15 protein-coding genes are annotated in these 16,780 nt (G+C 62.3%); 10 read left to right on the top strand and 5 right to left on the bottom strand.

Annotation, left to right across the window (positions count from 1 at the left end; translation table 11 throughout):
• The first annotated feature begins 779 nt into the window (after positions 1–779).
• The 6 genes from ACIPL0_RS22985 (at position 780) to fliD (ending at position 8,009) form a co-directional block, all read left to right on the top strand.
• Positions 780–1,262 carry a hypothetical protein gene (locus ACIPL0_RS22985; protein ID WP_400599702.1) on the top strand — a complete coding sequence of 161 codons (483 nt, stop codon included), beginning with the start codon at positions 780–782 and terminating at the stop codon, positions 1,260–1,262.
• A 219-nt stretch (positions 1,263–1,481) separates the two neighbouring features.
• Entirely contained in the window at positions 1,482–2,927 is a 1,446-nt protein-coding gene (locus ACIPL0_RS22990) for a sensor histidine kinase (RefSeq protein ID WP_400599701.1), read from the top strand.
• Positions 2,928–3,217: 290 nt separating this feature from the next.
• Positions 3,218–4,126 (top strand): LysR substrate-binding domain-containing protein, encoded by a 909-nt coding sequence (locus ACIPL0_RS22995; RefSeq protein ID WP_400599700.1) that lies wholly within the window; start codon positions 3,218–3,220, stop codon positions 4,124–4,126.
• A gap of 106 nt (positions 4,127–4,232) precedes the next feature.
• A complete protein-coding gene (locus tag ACIPL0_RS23000; protein WP_400599699.1) occupies positions 4,233–5,243 on the top strand; it encodes a GlxA family transcriptional regulator in 1,011 nt (336 codons plus the stop codon).
• A complete protein-coding gene (locus ACIPL0_RS23005) occupies positions 5,236–6,219 on the top strand; it encodes a GlxA family transcriptional regulator (protein WP_400599698.1) in 984 nt (327 codons plus the stop codon). The genes ACIPL0_RS23000 and ACIPL0_RS23005 overlap by 8 nt, the downstream gene beginning before the upstream one ends.
• A 353-nt stretch (positions 6,220–6,572) precedes the next feature.
• Positions 6,573–8,009 (top strand): flagellar filament capping protein FliD, encoded by a 1,437-nt coding sequence (fliD, locus tag ACIPL0_RS23010; protein ID WP_400599697.1) that lies wholly within the window; start codon positions 6,573–6,575, stop codon positions 8,007–8,009.
• 58 nt (positions 8,010–8,067) lie between these two features.
• On the opposite strand, the gene ACIPL0_RS23015 is transcribed toward fliD, so the two are convergent.
• Positions 8,068–9,009: a LysR substrate-binding domain-containing protein gene (locus ACIPL0_RS23015; protein WP_400599696.1), complete on the bottom strand. Its 942-nt coding sequence runs from the start codon at positions 9,007–9,009 to the stop codon at positions 8,068–8,070.
• A gap of 124 nt (positions 9,010–9,133) precedes the next feature.
• On the opposite strand from ACIPL0_RS23015, the gene ACIPL0_RS23020 reads away from it, so the two are divergent.
• Both ACIPL0_RS23020 and ACIPL0_RS23025 read left to right on the top strand, forming a co-directional pair.
• Complete coding sequence (locus tag ACIPL0_RS23020) at positions 9,134–10,138, top strand: aldo/keto reductase (protein ID WP_400599695.1); 1,005 nt, start codon at positions 9,134–9,136, stop codon at positions 10,136–10,138.
• Between the two features lie 110 nt (positions 10,139–10,248).
• Complete coding sequence (locus tag ACIPL0_RS23025; RefSeq protein WP_400599694.1) at positions 10,249–10,665, top strand: SRPBCC family protein; 417 nt, start codon at positions 10,249–10,251, stop codon at positions 10,663–10,665.
• A gap of 445 nt (positions 10,666–11,110) precedes the next feature.
• On the opposite strand, the gene ACIPL0_RS23030 is transcribed toward ACIPL0_RS23025, so the two are convergent.
• From ACIPL0_RS23030 to ACIPL0_RS23045, 4 genes are all read right to left on the bottom strand, one after another.
• Positions 11,111–12,070 (bottom strand): LysR family transcriptional regulator, encoded by a 960-nt coding sequence (locus tag ACIPL0_RS23030; protein WP_400599693.1) that lies wholly within the window; start codon positions 12,068–12,070, stop codon positions 11,111–11,113.
• 97 nt (positions 12,071–12,167) lie between these two features.
• Positions 12,168–13,151 carry a cyclase family protein gene (locus ACIPL0_RS23035; RefSeq protein ID WP_400599692.1) on the bottom strand — a complete coding sequence of 328 codons (984 nt, stop codon included), beginning with the start codon at positions 13,149–13,151 and terminating at the stop codon, positions 12,168–12,170.
• Positions 13,152–13,232: 81 nt separating this feature from the next.
• Complete coding sequence (locus ACIPL0_RS23040) at positions 13,233–13,547, bottom strand: NIPSNAP family protein (RefSeq protein ID WP_400599691.1); 315 nt, start codon at positions 13,545–13,547, stop codon at positions 13,233–13,235.
• Complete coding sequence (locus ACIPL0_RS23045; RefSeq protein ID WP_400599690.1) at positions 13,537–14,742, bottom strand: iron-containing alcohol dehydrogenase; 1,206 nt, start codon at positions 14,740–14,742, stop codon at positions 13,537–13,539. The genes ACIPL0_RS23040 and ACIPL0_RS23045 overlap by 11 nt, the downstream gene beginning before the upstream one ends.
• 291 nt (positions 14,743–15,033) lie before the next feature.
• On the opposite strand from ACIPL0_RS23045, the gene ACIPL0_RS23050 reads away from it, so the two are divergent.
• Positions 15,034–16,347, top strand: coding sequence for an MFS transporter (locus ACIPL0_RS23050; RefSeq protein ID WP_400599689.1), 1,314 nt, complete (start codon positions 15,034–15,036; stop codon positions 16,345–16,347).
• A gap of 161 nt (positions 16,348–16,508) precedes the next feature.
• Positions 16,509–16,780, top strand: a 272-nt coding sequence (locus ACIPL0_RS23055) for a hypothetical protein (protein WP_400731611.1), incomplete at its 3' end; no start/stop codon positions are given.

The following is a 16,780-nucleotide window of genomic DNA, read 5'->3' on the forward strand; positions in this document are numbered from 1 at the left end:
AGGCGCGCAGATACAGGGCCCAGAGCCAGGCACAGAGCTACAAGTGCGGAGCTACAGGCATAGAGCTGCAAGCACAGAGCTCCAGACACGGAGCAATCGCCGAGGCGAGCCGGGGTGTCAGGGCAGATGTGAAGAAAGGCTTGAGCCTGACGCGTCTGAAACGCGCGTTCAGGCGGGCAGGGCGGTATCTGGCGGGCGTGCGGAGTGACGCAGCTTGGAACGGCGCAGGGCCATGGGCAGGTTGACGATACGTTTCATGGTCGATGCCTGCTGCGAGCGAATGCGGCGCTGGCCGGCAGCGGCAGCGGCAGGAGCGGGACCGAGACTGTTCGTTGTTGTTTTGTCGATGCAGCCATGACTCGTGTTTCCGGGTTTTGGAAAGCTTGGGTGACTCGCGTGCGGGTCATCCGGGTGATCCGATCTTAGTGATCGTCACTGCGCAAGTAAACATAAATTTCATGCCTGTTTGCGCAATGCGCAAATATTTCGTTATTAATCTGCGCAAATGTCATAATTCGGCTGCGTTTAAGGTTATTTTCCGCATCCGTGGCGTGTTTTAGCGTAGACCAACACGTGCATCTCTTCGAATTCATCCCGGAGCCGGCGGGGCGACGGACGGGCCGTCAAATGAAACTGCACAATGGACCCGGACAATCCACGCCACAATGCCGGCGTTTTTTCAGGCTTTACTGAGAAGGTTCCGGCTGACGCCATGGGGCGTGTTGTCTGCCCGGGCCATCGCGGCCATTGCCTGCTTTCAACCACTCCGGGGAAACATCATGTTGCGTTCAACCCTCGCCATCGTGGCGGCATCCGTCTCCTTCGGTTGCGTCGCCGAACTGCGCGTCAGCTCGACCTCTCAAGTGTGCGGCTTGCTCAGGGACACCCAACTGCGTGCCGGCGAGTGGGCGCCGGGCTCCGACGGGCGCGAAGGCTGCGCCAGCGAGGCGCGAAGCGTGTCGGCCAACGCCGCCGGCAGCACGATTGCCTACACCGCCGAAGGAACCGATGGCATCCCTCAACGGTTGAAGCTGACTGTTCAAGTGGCATCCGCCGCCGATGACGACGCGGCGAAGCGTGAGTTGGTCAAGGCGACCAAACGACTTGCCGTCAGGGCGCTGGGCATGTCGGTACCCCATGTGGTCGACGAGTCGATCATGAAGGCCAGGCCTGCCCGCGTCGACGTTGGCAGCGGCCATGTGACCCTGACCCGCACGCCAGCCACGGGGCAGCGTTATGAATTGACCGTCAGTGTGGAGTGACGAGCACGGCGTTCCGACCCTGCGCAGGGCCTGGCGAAATGTCCAGAATGCAGGGGTATTTGTCCAGATGAACGGTCACCGTTTTGATTATCTTGAAACCCATAAGGTTCAGGACTTTCAAGGGGTTGCCATCGACCGGCCGGTGCTTCTCCAGCGTCGCCACGCCCTTGTCCGTACCCATCACTTCACGTCGCCACAACGGATAACCTCATGACCTTTATGACGTTGACAAAAGATGACTTGGACACCGACGCGATGGCCTTGCTGCTGGCTGTCGCCGTGGCCGCCTTTGTCGTCATCTTCAAGTTCTATACGCAACTGAGCGTTGCCACCACGGTGCTCTACATGACTCTGGTGCTGATGTCGGCGAACGTGTTTTCCGTAAGGATGGTGTGGACGGTCTCGCTGGCCTGCATGGCGGTGTTGAGCGTGATTTTCGTCGTCGACAGGGATTACCTGAACACCGAGGCGACAGGGGCCTACATCCGTTGCGTGGTGTCGCTGTCGGCCATCACCTACCTGGCCGTCAGAAGCAAGCGGATCGCCGACGCACTGCGCCGCAGTCAGGCCTACATGACCGGTGCGCAGCGGCTGAGCCGGGTCGGCAGCGTCGGCTTCAAGGTCGATCAGTCGGTGATCTTCTGGTCCGAAGAAGCGGCCAACATCTTCGAGTACCCACCCTCGCAGGCGCCGACCATGCTCAAGATCCTCGCGCGGGTACACCCCGAGGACCGTCATCTGGCAGAGGCCATCTTCGAGAGCGCTTCGCGGCATGACCCGCGCCTGGAAGTCGAGCACCGCCTGCTGATGCTCGATGGCCGTATCAAGCACATCCACCTGATCGCCAACCCGCTGTCCGGCGCCCATGACGGTTTCGAGTACGTCGGTGCGGTGATGGATGTCACCGACAGCAAGCAGGCCAAGGAAGCGCTGTGTCAGTCCCAGGCTCAGCTGGCCCATGTCGCCCGGGTGACGGCACTGGGTGAACTTGCGACCTCCATCGCCCATGAAGTCAACCAGCCGCTGGCCTCTATCCGCGCCAGCGGCGAAGCCTGTCATCGCTGGCTGAACCGCGCCGAACCCGACCTGGGAGAGGTCCGTTCGTCCATCGACCGCATGATCAGCAGCTCCATCCGCGCCGCCGAGGTCATCCAGCGTGTCCGAACCTTGTCGCGCAATTGCCATCCGGTTCGCCAGCCGGAATCGTTCAGCGACATCGTCAACGAAACGCTGGGCCTGGTGAAATACGAACTCAGTCGCCACCACGTCAAGCTGCGCCTGGATTTGCAGGCCGGCCCGGTGCTGATCTGCGCGGACCGCGTACAGCTGCAGCAGGTGGTGCTCAACCTGATCATCAATGCCTGCCAGGCGATGAGCGCCGTCGAGCCGCGCGCGAGAATCCTCACCGTGCGAAGCCGTGCCCATGGCAGTGAGGCGTTGCTTGAGGTCTGTGATCGCGGGCCCGGCATCAAGACCGATGTGTTCGCCTCGCTGTTCAGTCCGTTCTTCACCACCAAAGCCGAAGGGTTGGGAATGGGCCTGTCGATCTGTCGCTCCATCGTGACGTATCACGAAGGCCGGATCTGGGCCGGAGCGGGCGAAGAGGGCGGCGCGGTGTTTTCGGTGGCGCTGCCGGTCGCGCAACAACAGGAGGTGGCCGCATGAATGAAAGCAGCAGGCATGGCTTCGTTAAGTGCATGTAATGACATAAGTTAATTGTTGTGGCCGGTTAAATATTTGTGAGGCGCACGTAATCGTCGAATAACGTATTCAGTGGCGCAATAAAAAAGCCCGGCACAGGCCGGGCAAACGATGAGATCGATATCTAACGGTAGTTGTATTTTCGAGTCGTTGTTTAGTGCGTGCGCACTGTCATTAAGACGAGAGGCAGGCATTGTAATGTCTGGCAATGCGGCGATAATCCACTTCTTATTCCACGGCATGTGAAATCAAATTTGACAATCGATACAGACGGCTTTGAATTGCTGACGGTTTTTGTGTGCGTTGCCGATGCCCGTGGTTTTACGGCAGCGGCCGTGATGATGGGCGTCAGCAAATCGGCCATCAGCCATGCGATTCGTCAGTTGGAAAAACGCGCAGGGGTCAGGCTGTTCAACCGGACCACACGCAGTGTCGGGCTGACTGAGGCTGGCGAAGTGTTCTACCGGCGCGTCGCGCCAATGGTCCGCGAACTGAAGGGCGCCTTCTCGGACCTCGCGCAAGTGGCCGAACGGCCCGCCGGGACGCTGCGCCTGACGATGTCGCGCAGTGGCTACGTGATGTTTCTCGAACCGGTATTGCGGCGCTTCCTCGACGCCTATCCCGACATCAATCTGGACATCGCCATTGAAAGCCGGCTGGTCGACATCGTCAGCGATGGCTACGACGCCGGCATCCGCGTCAACAAGATTCTGGAACAGGACATGGTCACCGTGCCATTGGGTGCCGGTATCCGCATGGCGTGCGTGGCGTCCCCGGAATACGTGGCGCTGCGCGGCGTGCCGCAGGTGCCGGCGCAACTGATGCAGCACGATTGCATCCGCTACAACAGCGCCGTGACCGGCGCCTATGAGCGCTGGCAGTTTTCCCGGGATGGCCAGGACGTCGAAATCGACACGCGCGGGCGCATTTCCAGCAATGACGGCATGACCATGCTCAATGCTGCGCTGAACGGGCACGGTTTTGCCTATTTCTACGACCGCTATGTGCAGGACTACCTGGCGGACGGGCGCCTGGTCCGCGTGCTGGAAGACTGGAGCCCGTTGCGAAACCTCTCCCTGTACTACTTCAATCGCACTGCCATGCCGCAAAAGCTGCGGGTGTTCATCGACTTCCTCAAACAGTCCGACAGCGGTTTTCAGTAAGCGCGAGGATTGTGCGATATCGGCGCACAGGCTGTCGCACCGGGCGCTGATTATTCTTTTGCGCAAACGCTCTAGCATTGGGGCCGCTGGATCTTTCCGCGGATCAATGACGGTCTGCTTCGGCGCTTTTTGCCGTCACGGGATCGTGCCGACGCTGCACGGACTGACGACGCCGTCCGCCATGCCAATGGAGTGCCATACGGTGACCCAAGACAGTGCCCACTGCTCGGAGTACGTGGTTTTCATCGCCTATCCCAATATGCGCCTGGTCGATCTGGCCTGTGTTCAGCGGGTCTTCTGGGAGGCCAGCCGCCAACGACTGGCGCGCGGACACGGCGCCTACTGCATAAGGATGGCCAGCCTGCACGGCGGGCTGGTGCAGACGGCCGAAGGCAGTCGCATCGACACCTTGCCCCTCGCGGCATTCGATGACGTGGCGATCCACACCCTGGTGCTCAGCGGCTGCCTTGCACCGGCCGAGCCTGCCCCGCAAAACGATGAGCTGGTCGCCTGGCTGGCGGCCGCCGTCACGCGGGTCGCCCGGTTGATCGCTTGCGGTGAAGGCACCTGGTTACTGGCGCGCACCGGTGCGCTCGATGGCCGGCGTGCGAGCATCCACTGGGCGACGAGTCAGACGCTGCGGGAGCAGTCTCCGCAGATCAAGGTGGACGACCATTCGCTGTTTGCGCAAAGCGAGGCGTTCTGGACGTGCGCGGGCGCGCTCTCCGGCATCGATCTGGCGCTGGACCTGATCGAAGCAGACTGTGGCAGACCCGTCAGCATGGCCGTGGCCCGCCAGCTCGCGCTGTTCGTCAGGCGTCCGGGGCGGCACGCGCAGGTGAGCGGCACGCTGCGCCGGTCGCAGTCCTGGAACCCGGATGTATTCCACGACCTGCATGTGTGGATCGGCAACCACTTGGGCGAGGGCAGGTTGACGGTCGATCTGCTGGCCGAAAAAGCCTTGATGAGCCCGCGCAATTTCTGTCGGCTGTACAAGCGCAAGACCGGGTCCACGCCGGCCCGGGCGGTCGAGCACATGCGTTCGCGGGCGTTTGCGAGCGGCCACGAACAGGTCGGCGCCGGCCACCACGCCGAGGAGGTCGGCTGTGATGACTGATGCCTTTTCCGAGGTGCGTAACGTCGTCTTTCTCGGCCATGCCGGCATGGGCCTGCTGGACCTCAGCGGGGCGCAAAGCGTGTTCTGGACCGCCAGCCGGGCCTTGCAGAAGCGTGGACGGGCGGGCTATCGGTGCAGCACGGCCAGCATCGGCGGCGGCTTGCTGGTGACCGCCGAAGGCGTGGCCATCGACAGCCAGCCGATCGACGCGGTGCAAGGTCTGATCGATACGCTGGTGGTGCCGGGCGGCCCGGACATCCTGCGCGGCGGCGCCGACAAGGATGCGCTGGTGGACTGGCTCGCACACCATGCCGGCGGAATCCGGCGTACGGTGGCGGTCTGTACCGGCACCTTTCTGCTAGCCCAGGCCGGCCTGTTGCGCGGACAGCGTGCGACCACCCACTGGGCCATGTGCGATCTGCTGCAGGCGCAGTTTCCGGGCATCGAGGTCGACCGCCAGAGCCTGTTCGTCCAGCAGGGCGGCACCTGGACGTCCGGTGGTGTCACGGCCGGTATCGATCTGGCGCTGGCGCTGGTCGAGGCGGATGGTGGCCGGGACATCGCCATGCAGGTGGCGCGCGAACTGCTGGTCTTCCTCAAGCGCCCCGGCGGGCAGCCTCAATGCAGCGAGATGCTGGCCTCCCAGTCGACCAGTTGCGACACCTTCGACGACCTGCATTTCTGGCTGGCCGACAACCTGGCCAACGATGACCTGACAGTGGGCCGGTTGGCCGGGCGGATGAACATGAGCCCGCGCAACTTCACCCGGTTGTACAAAAAGAAAATCGGCCGCACCCCGGCCAAGACCGTCGAGCTGTTTCGGGTGGGGGCGGCGCAACGCATGTTGCAGGACTCGCACCAGAGCATCGAGCAGATTGCGGCGGCCTGCGGTTTTGGCGATCAGGAACGTATGCGGGTGACGTTTCATCGGCATCTGGAAGTGTCTCCCCGCGAATACCGGAACCGATTTCAGTGATGACCGCGTTAAGGGCCAGCGTGTGGTTATTCAACGAATAAATAGATTTGTGTAATGAGTTGAAACACTTTTGTAAGTTGTCGGCGGCGCATTATTACCGAGTGCTCGGACTACCGCTCGATTGTTCAATTTCATCACACGGCCTGTTCGGCCTGTCGTTAATTATCAGCGCGAATGCAGTGGTTAATATTGTCCGGCGATAACAACAAGCTCGTGATTGCGTTAATAAAACCACGCAAGTGAGTGGCGCTGACAACGCCTGTCTTGTGGCATCCATGGAATGAAAACTTTCTGATAACCCGAGTCGTTCGGCGCTGTCGAGCGGGCTCGATTCAACCTGCAAGGAGAAATACATGGCGAGCCCCATCACGCCGTCCACTGGTCTTGGATCGGGCCTGGCGATCGGCGAAATCGTCGCGGCGCTGGTCAATTCCGACAAGCTGGCGAAGCAGACCCAGATCACCACTCAGACCAAACAGGTCACCACCCGGCTGTCCGGTATCGGCACGCTGCAATCGGCGGTCGCCGCTTTCCAGGCGGCATTGAAAAACCTCGGCAACAAGGACGCGCCAGCGTTTGCCGGGTATGCGGCCAAGTCGTCGAATGAAAGCGCATTGACGGTCACGTCCAACAACAACGCGGTGCCGGGCACTTACACCATCAAGGTCAGCAACATTGCCACCAGCTCCTCGGTGGCAACGGCGGCTTTTCCCGGTGGCACAGGCAGCGCCGTGCCCTCTGGCAGCCTCAGCATCAGCCAGAACGGCGTGACGCACAACTACGACATTCCGGCGGGCGCAACCCTTGAATCGGTGGCCAGGCAGATCAACGCGCAAAGCAAGACCACCCAGATCAGCGCCAACCTGATCACCGACAACAAGGGCACGCGACTGGTGTTCGGCTCGACGGTGACCGGCAAGGACTCTGAGATCACCACCCGCAGCAGCATCCCCGGTTTCACCATCGCGGCCGATGCGCCACTGGATTCGACCTCGGCCAGCAGCGCCGGCTACCTCGGGGCCAGGCCCGTTGACGCGAATTACAGCCTGGGCGGCATGCCGCTCACCAGTGCCAGCAACAAGATCGAAGGCGTGGTGGGTGGCTTGACCCTGAACCTGGTCGGCAACAACAGCGAGAGCACGGTCACCGTCAGCACCAACACCGACGGGTTGAAGACCTCGCTGCAGTCGTTCATCACGGCCTACAACGCTGTGGTCAGCGCGGTGTCGACGGTCACCAAGGCCACCATCAACGACAAGCCGGACCCGACCACGGGCGCCACCGTGACCCCGGCGGCACTGACCGGCGACGCCATGCCCCGGGCGATTCTCTCGGCCATGCGCAACCAGTTGGTGACCAGTGTCGGCGGGGGCAATCTCAGCGTGTTGTCGCAGCTGGGCATCATGACCAGCCAGACCGACGGGACGCTTTCGCTGGACGACAACCGATTCAAGTCGGCGATGAACGACAAGGGTTTGTCCGCCGATGTACAGCGGCTGTTCAGCGGCAATGACGGCGACGGCGGCGATGGGTTGCTGGCGCGGATGAATGCTGCGCTGACGCCGTACACCCAGACCGGAGGTCTGTTCGACTCGCGCAAGACCAGCCTGAACAAGCAGCAGAGCGAATTGCAGGATCAGCAGGCGGCGTTGAATCTGCGGGTCGCCAACCTGACGACCAAGTTGACCGCCAAATACAACGCCATGGACCTTCTGGTCGGGCAATTGAAGGCGTCGGCAGCCAACATCACCTCGTTCTTCGACTCCTTGAACGCCCAGAAGTCGCGATAGGCCGCGCGCCCGTCGACGGCGCGCGGAAGCGTTGGGCCATGGTCTGCCGAACCTGTGCTCAATGCACCTCGGCCATATCGGCGCTCCGCGCGAGTTGCACGAACGGCGCGGGTTCGGGGCCGGTCAGGATCATCCGGAACGTCTCCACCAGCGGGCGCAGGTTGATCCGGTGCCAGGCTGCCCACATCGGCATGGTGTAACTCAGCCATGGCAGTTCGCGGAACACCACGCCGGGGTGGGCGGCCTGATTCAGGCTTTTCTGGGTCATGGCGATGCCCAGCCCTGCGGCCACCAGCCCCAGCGCGGTATAGGGCTCGGCGGCTTCCAGGCGGATCTGCGGAGTGAAGCCGGCGCGGATGCAGGCGGCGACGAACTCGGCATGGGGCGTGTTGCCCTGGCTGGACTTGACGCCGATCCAGTCCAGATCCTGCAGATCGGTCGGCGTCAGACGCTCGATGGCGGCCAGCGGATGGTTGATCGGCAGGGCCAGCAGCATCGGGTCTTCCAGCAATTGCTGGCAGGCCAGGTCCGGGTCGTCATCGAGCGGCGGTTCGCTGACCAGCGCCACATCGAGGCTGCGCTGACGCAGGCCTTCAAGCTGATCGGCCGAACTCATCTGGTACAGCGCGATATGCACGCCAGGGCGAATCTCGCGCACCGCACTCAGCGCCGCCGGCAGCACGTTGGCGTGCATGGCGCTTTCGATGTAACCGATGCACAGGCCGCCTTCCTCGCCACGACCCAGCCGCTTGCCCAGCGACTCCAGACGGTTGGCGTGGGTGAGCAGGGCGCGGGCTTCGGTCAGAAAGGTGCGGCCGTCGGTGGTCAGGCGGATGCGTTGCTGGCTGCGCTCGAACAGGGTCAGACCGAGGTGGTCTTCCAGCTGCGCAATCTGCCGGCTCAGCGGCGATTGCGAGATGTGCAGGCGTTCTGCGGCCCGGCCGACGTGTTCCTCTTCGGCGGTGACGATGAAGTAGCGAAGTTGGCGGAGGTCGATCATGTGATGCTCGCAAGGTCTCAAGTCAGTCGCATTGTGTCTTGGACGGTCTTGGTTTGGCAATTTAGGATCTGCTCAACGGTCGCAACAACGGCGGCCACCCCTGACAGATCTTGAGGATAGAACCATGAGCTTGAAAGACAAACTCCCTGGCGTTCTGGGCTTCGGCGCTGCACCACTGGGCAACATGTTCCGCAACATCCCTGAAAACGAAGCCGCTGCAACCGTCGATGCCGCCTGGGATGCCGGCGTGCGTTACTTCGACACCGCACCGTTCTACGGCGCCGGTCTTTCGGAAATCCGTCTGGGCCAGGCCCTGGCCAAGCACAAGCGTGACGACTACGTGCTCAGCACCAAGGTCGGCCGGGTGATCCTCGACGAACTGGACAACAGCGCCCGTGACCTGGGCGAGAAAAGCGGGGTGTTCGAGCACGGTCTGCGCAACAAGATCGTCAACGACTACAGCGCCGATGCCACCCTGCGTTCCATCGAGGACAGCCTCAAGCGTCTGGGCACCGACCGTCTGGACATCGTCTGGATTCACGACATCGCCCAGGACTTCTACGGTGACGAGTGGCTGCAGTACTTCGAACAGGCCCGCACCGGCGCTTTCAAGGTGCTGACCCGCCTGCGTGAAGAAGGCGTGATCAAGGCCTGGGGTCTGGGCGTGAACCGTGTCGAGCCGATCGAACTGACCCTGGGTCTGGCCGAAGCCAACCCCGACGGTTTCCTGCTGGCCGGTCGTTACTCGCTGCTGGACCACGAACGCGCCCTGCAACGCGTCATGGATGAAGCGAAAGCGCATAACACCGAAATCGTCGTCGGTGGACCGTACAGCTCGGGCATTCTCGCCGGTGGTGCGCACTTCGAATACCAGAAGGCCAACCCGCAGATCGTCGCCAAGGTCGAGCACATGAAGCGCATCGCCCAGGCCCATGGCGTCGATATCAAGGCTGCAGCACTGCAGTTCGCTCTGGCCAACCCGGCGGTGGCAGCGGTGATTCCTGGCGCCAGCCGTCCGGAGCGTCTGGCTGAAGACGTGGCGGCACTGAACGCGGTGATTCCGGCAGCGTTCTGGGCGGCCTTGCGCGAAGCCCGACTGATTTCGCTCAACGCACCGGTGCCGGCGTAAGCCTCACGGTCCATGCGTCGAACGGCGGGCAAGGGCCTGCCGTTCCGACCGGCTGCGGTTCATCAACGGCCCGGCCGGTCCATTCTGATTCGTCTGACTGGAGAAATCCCATGACTCAAGCTTCCGCATTCATCGACATTCCGGCTTCCCCCGACACCGTCTGGCAACTGATCGGCGGCTTCAACTCGCTGCCTCACTGGCTGCCGTTCATCCCGAAAAGCGAACTGAGCGAAGGCGGCCGCGTGCGCAGCCTCGAAACCCCGGACGGCGACGTGATCATCGAACGCCTGGAAGGCTTCGACAACGCTGGCCGTTGGTACAGCTACTCGATCACCCAGGCACCATTCGCCGTGACCGGCTACCGCGCCACCCTGCGCGTCGAAGCCCTGGCTGATGCGCACACCGCCCGGGTCAACTGGTCGGCCAGCTTCACCCCCAACGGCATCAGCGACGAAGAAGCCATCGCCCTGTTCGACGGCATCTTCCGCGACGGCCTGGCGGCACTGCGAGCCAACTTCCCGGCGTGATGAATGCCGGTTTCTGAAGGCCTTCGCCCCGTAGCAGTGCGGTGTCACGCCGAGGTGGAGCGGGCAATCGGGAACTGGTGGGAGCGAATTCATTCGCGAGAGGTCAGTCCGATCGACAGGGATGTGTCGCCAGCAATACCGCATCGCGAATGAATTCGCTCCCACACTGATTGAGGTCAGTGCATAGCCTCCCGGCCGGAACCACTAATCCTGTGGGAGCGGGCTTGCCCGCTCCCACATCGATCGAGGTCAGTGCATAGCCTCCCGGCTGGAGCCACTAATCCGGTGGGAGGGAGCCCTGCTCGCGAAGGCGCCGGTTCAGGCACTGCATGGTTGCCTGACTGAACGCCATCGCGAGCAAGCTCACTCCTACAGATCGTGGTTTTTGCAGCCAGCATCAAACCTGTAGGAGCGCGCTTGCCCGCGATCCGGGGCGAATTGAGCGTCAGGCCAGACCCGGCGTAAACGCCGGGTTGGCATCGTCCAGTTGAGCCAGCACTTCTTCGATCAGCAGTTGCGCCGCCGGCGTGATGTCGCTGCCGGCGCGGCGGACGATGCCGTAGGCCGGGCTCAGCGCCGGCAGCATCACCGGCAGTTGCACCAGCATGCCGAACTTCTCGCCGAAGCGCGCCACTTCACGGGGAATGACCGCCAGCAACTCGCGGTCTTCCTGCAGCAACATGAAAGTGGCGAAGGTCGATGAGGTTTCCAGCGCATGGCGCGGGACTTCCATCCCGGCCTTTTCCAGCTCGCGCTCCAGGGTCTGGCGCATGGGCATCTGCGCCGGGTAAACGATCCAGCGATAGTCGGCCAGTTGCGCCAGCGTCAGGTTCTGCTGACCGGCCAGCGGGTGCGCGGCGGTGGCTACCACACTCAGCGGCTCCTGGCTCAGCATCCGGTATTCGTAGGCATCGCTGCGCTGGCTGACGCTGGTGCGACAGATCGCCAGATCCAGACGACCTTCATCCAGCAGCGCCAGCAGATTTGCGCTGGTGTTCTCCACCAGTTCCACCGACAGGTCCGGCTGTTTCTCGCGCAGGCGGCAGATGGCCCGAGTCATCATCGGCATGGCGCCCATGATCACGCCCACCGACAGACGTCCGCCGCTGCCTTGCATGATGCCGAGCATCTCCTCGCGCAAGTGCGCCAGGTCGCTGTAGATCAGCCGCGCATAACGGATCACGCAGCGCCCCAGATCATTGGGCAACATGCCTTTGGTCTGCCGCTCGAACAGCGGCATGCCGAGAATCGCCTCGATTTCGTGCAGCGCCTTGGTCGCGCCGGATTGGGAGATGGAAATGTGTTCGGCGGCCTTGTGCAGCGAACCCTGTTCGTCGAGGGCGATCAGCAGCCGCAGTTGTTTCAGACGCAGGCGGGAGGCGATGGTTTGCAAAGACGGCAGCATGGGCAACCTTGTCCGGGTTTTTGTCAGGATGCCGGTGAGTGTAAGTGGCGAACGCCGCCAGAGCGATGGCGGCGTTCGACGAGCGCGGGGAGGGCGGTTACTTGATCACGATCGGGTTGACCGGCGCGCCAGTGCCGCCGACCACTTTCAACGGGGCTGCGGTGTAGAGGAATTGCCACTGGCCGTCGTCGGCGCAGTCCGCGGCGAGGTCGTCGAGCAGGGCCACTTCGGTAAAGGTCACGCCCAGATTGCGCATCAGCGCGTTGTGCAGCGGGATCAACACGCCGGACGCAGGATCGACAGCAACCTCGTTGGCCATGGTGTCGGTGACCAGATTGGGGATTTCCATCTGGTGAAACCACTCCACCAGTTCGCGGCTGAAGGTCAGCCCCGGCTCGGCGAAGTCCTTGTAGAACTCTTCCGGGTCACGGTGATAGAACGAGCCGATCCAGCCGGTGCGGATGATCAGGATGTCGCGCTTGTGGATCTCGATGCCCTGGGCTTTCGCCGCCGCCAGCAGATCCAGGTGGTTGAAGGTCTCGCCCTTGTCCAGCACCGTCTTGCCGCGATGGCGGGCCATGTCGATCAGCACGGCACGCCCAACAATGCCGCGTTCGGCGATGGGCAGGATACTGGCCTTGTCCATGCTGCCGATGGTACTCATCGCATCGAAGCCGTTCCACAGCTTGTTGTCATGCCAGACGTGGCCCAGCGCGTCGTACTGGGTCGAGCCTTGCAGGTGCATGAAAATCACGTCGTCGGCGTATTCGACATGGCCGTCGAAGTGGGTCTTGCCGGCCACGAAATGGCCGCGGTCAAGCACATTGGCGCGCACCGACGGACGCCGGCCGGGCCACAACGGCTCACCCTTGGGATGGCCGATCTGCACTTGCAGGGTGAAGGTCTTGCCCTGGCGCACGGCGGCAATGCCACGCAGGATTTCCGCGCTTTGCAGGTAGTTCAGGGCGCCGACTTCATCGTCTGGCCCCCATTTGCCCCAGTTGGTCGGCAGGCCTTCGAGCAGGGCTTTGATGTCGGGGGAGCGGTCTACGGTGCTGTTGTTGTCATTGTGATCGCACATGCAAGCTTCCTTGGTTCCAGTGGATGCCGACGGCGCAACCTGCGTGCCGTCGGTGTCAGTCGTGGGGTCAGCAGGGCAGGTTCAGCGGATCGGCGAGAACTGCGCTGGCATCAACAGTTTCGATTCCATCTTTTCCAGCATCGGGAAGGCTACGGGCACGAAGCCTTCCAGCCAGTCAGGGTCCTGATACAGCGCGGCGCGTTTCTTGATGCGTTCATCCAGGCTCTCGTAGGCCCAGATGTGCACCACCTGATTCAGCTCGCCGATTTCGGTGTACCACCAGCCCACCAGCGTGGTGTAACGGGAGATCACGTGCAGGCCGTTTTCCTCGAAGTGCTTGAGGTAGGTCTGCAAGGTGCCGATCTTCAGGGTGTAGGTGCGCATTTCATAAAACATTGGGGATGGCCTCGCGAGCAGGTGGCGTGAAAGCGTGGATGCCGTGGTAGGCGTTGCTGATGATGCGCTCGACGTCGGCAGCGCTGGTCAGGCGCGGGTTGACCAGCACGTTGCCGCTGCGCATGGAGTCCTTGACCATCTGCGGCATGTAATCCAGGTCCACGCCGAGGGCCTTGATGTTGTCGGGAATGCCGATGGCGCGGTTCAGCGCCATGACGTGATCGACCACCTTGTGCCCGGCACGGATCGGGTTCAGGCCGTCGACGTTTTCACCCATGGCGATGGCAATGTCGCGGAACAGCTCCGGGCAGGCCGGCAGGTTGAATTCGATGACGTAGGGCAGCAGGGTGGCGTTGGCGATGCCGTGGGCAATGTTGAACACGCCGCCGAAGGTGTGCGAGATGGCGTGAACGTTGCCCAGTTTCGACTGGGCGAAGGCCACCCCGGCGAGGAACGAACCCAGCAGCATCTGCTCCCGCGCCTGCAGATCGGAACCGGCGAAAAACGCCTTCGGCAGGTGCGTGCAGATCATCTTGATCGCCTGCAGTGCCAGGGCCTGGCTGACCGGGTTGGCCTGCTTCGACACGTAGGATTCGATGGCGTGGGTCAGTGCGTCCATGCCGGTGGCGGCGGTGATCGACGGCGGCAGCTTGAGGGTCAGTTCAGGGTCGAGGATCGCCATCCAGGGGAATAGCGCCGGGCTGATGATCACGGTCTTGAACAGGGTCTGGGTGTTGGTGAACACCGTGGACGCGGTGCATTCGCTGCCGGTGCCGGACGTGGTCGGAATGGCGAAGATCGGCAGCGGCGGGTGCAGCAGCTTGTCGTAGCCTTCGTAATCGAGAATGTTGCCGGGGTTGGTCGCCATGGCCGCGACGCCTTTGGCGGTGTCGATGCTGCTGCCGCCGCCGACACCGATCACCGAATCACATTCGTGTTGTTTGAGAAACGCGACGGCGCGATCCAGCACGTCGGTGGTGGGGTTGGCTTCGACGCCGGAAAACACCGCGTAGGCGATACCGCTTTCAGTCAGCGACGCGAAAAAGCCGTCCAGCACCTTTGAAGCCATCAGGCCATCGTCGGTGACCACCAGCAGTTTCTGACGGACATGGGGCTTGAGCAGTGCACCGGCCTGACGCGCCAGGCCGTTGCCGCTTTTCAGGGTGGTGGGGAAGTAAAACTGAAACGGGTTCATGGGTCGCTCCGGTTCTTGTTGGTCTGGAGACAAGCCGCCTGCGGACCGTTGCAGGGCCCGGCGGCAGACATGTGCGACCCACAGTAGCCAGCGTCATGACGCGTCGATAATGAAAAGGTCTGAGCGACCGATCACCTTTTGTCATCCCCCAGGAAAAGGGGTGAAAAAAGGGGGGGGAAGGAGGGGGATGAGCCGAAGCGATCAGTCAATCAGCTTCCCTCATTATTCAGCGTGGCAGGGCCTGATTAGAGTGAAGCCGCTGGTCTTCACAACAATAAAGAGTGCCCCTCCATGAACAATCCAGGTGTCGAAAGCCTGCCTCTGGCAGCCGCATCCGCGACCACGCGCGCCAGCAATGTCCGCTGGCGTATCTTTTTCATCATGCTGATGCTGACGGCGATCAACTACATCGACCGCGCATCGCTGTCGGTGGCGTTGCCGCTGATCTCCAGCGAGTTTCAGATCCCGCCTGCGCTGGAAGGCCTGATGCTCAGCGCGTTTTTCTGGTCCTACGCGTTGATGCAGATTCCCGGCGGCATGCTGCTGGACCGCTTTCAGACTCGGCGGGTGATCGTCGTGGCGACGGTGGCTTGGGGTGCCTTTCAGGCGCTGGCGGCCGGGGCGCATAACTGGGTCACCTTGCTGATCACCCGCATGGGCCTGGGTCTGGCCGAGTCTCCGATCATGCCAGCCGGGGCCAAACTCAACGGTGCCTGGCTGACCCCCAACGAGCGTGGACGTGGCGCGGTGCTGGTGGACGGTGGTGCGCCGCTGGGCAGCGCTTTCGGTGCGATTATCATTGCCGGCCTGATCGGCTGGTTCGATTCCTGGCGCATCGCCTTTGTGATTGCCGGCGTCGGCACCATGCTCGCTGGCGTGCTGGCCTGGAAATACATCCGCAATCATCCGTCCGAACATCCGGCGGTCAATGCTGCGGAGCTTGAGCACATCACCCAGGGCAACACCACGGTGAGCAAGCCGGGCGCGGTCACCAGCATTCCATTCAAGACCCTGCTCAAGGACCGCTCGGTGCTGGCGATGTTTGCCGGGTACTGCTGCATTCTCAGCGTGTTCTACGGGCTGCTGACCTGGATGCCCAGCTACCTGCACCAGACCCACGGCCTGAACATTTCCGGCATGGGCGGCGCGACTTTTCTGATCTTCATGTGTGGCTTTGTCGGTGAGCTGGTCGGCGGTTATCTGGGCGACAAATGGAAGGCTTCCGGCGCTTCGCCGAATCTGGTGATGCGCAGCATGTTCAGCGGTTCGGCGCTGGTGGCGGCGCTGTGCATGCTCGGCACCGCGTACACCGCCCAGGCCAGCCAGGCGATCGGCCTGCTGTGCGTGGCGATGTTCTTCATCCGCTGGTGTGGCATGTACTGGTGCCTGCCGGCGATCCTCGGCGGTACCTCGAAAACCGGCGTGCTGGCCGGAACCATGAACTTCTGCGGCAACATGGCCGGGGTGGTGGTGCCGATCCTGATCGGGTTGATTGTGCAATTCACCGGCTCGTACTTTCTGGTGCTGATTTTCTTTGTCGGCGTGGCCTTGCTGTTGGCGCTGTGCTCCAGCCTGATCGATTACCGCGAGCGGGGACTGGTTTGATCGGGATGCCGCAGGCCGCTTGTCCGTAGGAGCGCGCTTGCTCGCGAATGCGTTGGGTCAGGTGAGTGCGGTGTTGACTGACCTGGCGCCATCGCGAGCAAGCTCACTCCTACAGACGGTGGTGTCTTTCGGTTTGCGCAAAACCCGTAGGAGCCGGCTTGTTGGCGAACCCGTGGGATCAGTCACCATTGCTGCCACAGACCCAACGCCTTCGCGGGCAAGCCCGCTCCTACGGGATCATTGCCAGCCACAAATTGGATAAACGACACAATCTGTGGGAGGGAGCCCTGCTCGCGAAAGCGTCAGCTCAGACAACCCGGCTTCAACTGACACACCGCCTTCGCGGGCAAGCCCGCTCCTACGGGATCATTGCCAGCCACAAATTGGATAAACGACACAATCTGTGGGAGGGAGCCCTGCTCGCGAAAGCGTC

Origin of the sequence: Pseudomonas sp. NPDC090208, assembly GCF_044746785.1 — a bacterium.
In the GTDB taxonomy this organism is placed as follows: Bacteria; Pseudomonadota; Gammaproteobacteria; order Pseudomonadales; family Pseudomonadaceae; genus Aquipseudomonas.

Coding starts and splice junctions, on each gene's coding strand:
- ACIPL0_RS23005 (WP_400599698.1), top strand. CDS start 5,236: ATGACTGATGCCTTTTCCGAGGTGCGTAACGTCGTCTTTCTCGGCCAT.
- ACIPL0_RS23045 (WP_400599690.1), bottom strand. CDS start 14,742: ATGAACCCGTTTCAGTTTTACTTCCCCACCACCCTGAAAAGCGGCAAC.
- ACIPL0_RS23015 (WP_400599696.1), bottom strand. CDS start 9,009: ATGATCGACCTCCGCCAACTTCGCTACTTCATCGTCACCGCCGAAGAG.
- ACIPL0_RS23000 (WP_400599699.1), top strand. CDS start 4,233: ATGACGGTCTGCTTCGGCGCTTTTTGCCGTCACGGGATCGTGCCGACG.
- ACIPL0_RS22990 (WP_400599701.1), top strand. CDS start 1,482: ATGACGTTGACAAAAGATGACTTGGACACCGACGCGATGGCCTTGCTG.
- fliD (WP_400599697.1), top strand. CDS start 6,573: ATGGCGAGCCCCATCACGCCGTCCACTGGTCTTGGATCGGGCCTGGCG.
- ACIPL0_RS23040 (WP_400599691.1), bottom strand. CDS start 13,547: ATGTTTTATGAAATGCGCACCTACACCCTGAAGATCGGCACCTTGCAG.
- ACIPL0_RS23020 (WP_400599695.1), top strand. CDS start 9,134: ATGAGCTTGAAAGACAAACTCCCTGGCGTTCTGGGCTTCGGCGCTGCA.
- ACIPL0_RS23050 (WP_400599689.1), top strand. CDS start 15,034: ATGAACAATCCAGGTGTCGAAAGCCTGCCTCTGGCAGCCGCATCCGCG.
- ACIPL0_RS23030 (WP_400599693.1), bottom strand. CDS start 12,070: ATGCTGCCGTCTTTGCAAACCATCGCCTCCCGCCTGCGTCTGAAACAA.
- ACIPL0_RS23035 (WP_400599692.1), bottom strand. CDS start 13,151: ATGTGCGATCACAATGACAACAACAGCACCGTAGACCGCTCCCCCGAC.
- ACIPL0_RS22985 (WP_400599702.1), top strand. CDS start 780: ATGTTGCGTTCAACCCTCGCCATCGTGGCGGCATCCGTCTCCTTCGGT.
- ACIPL0_RS23025 (WP_400599694.1), top strand. CDS start 10,249: ATGACTCAAGCTTCCGCATTCATCGACATTCCGGCTTCCCCCGACACC.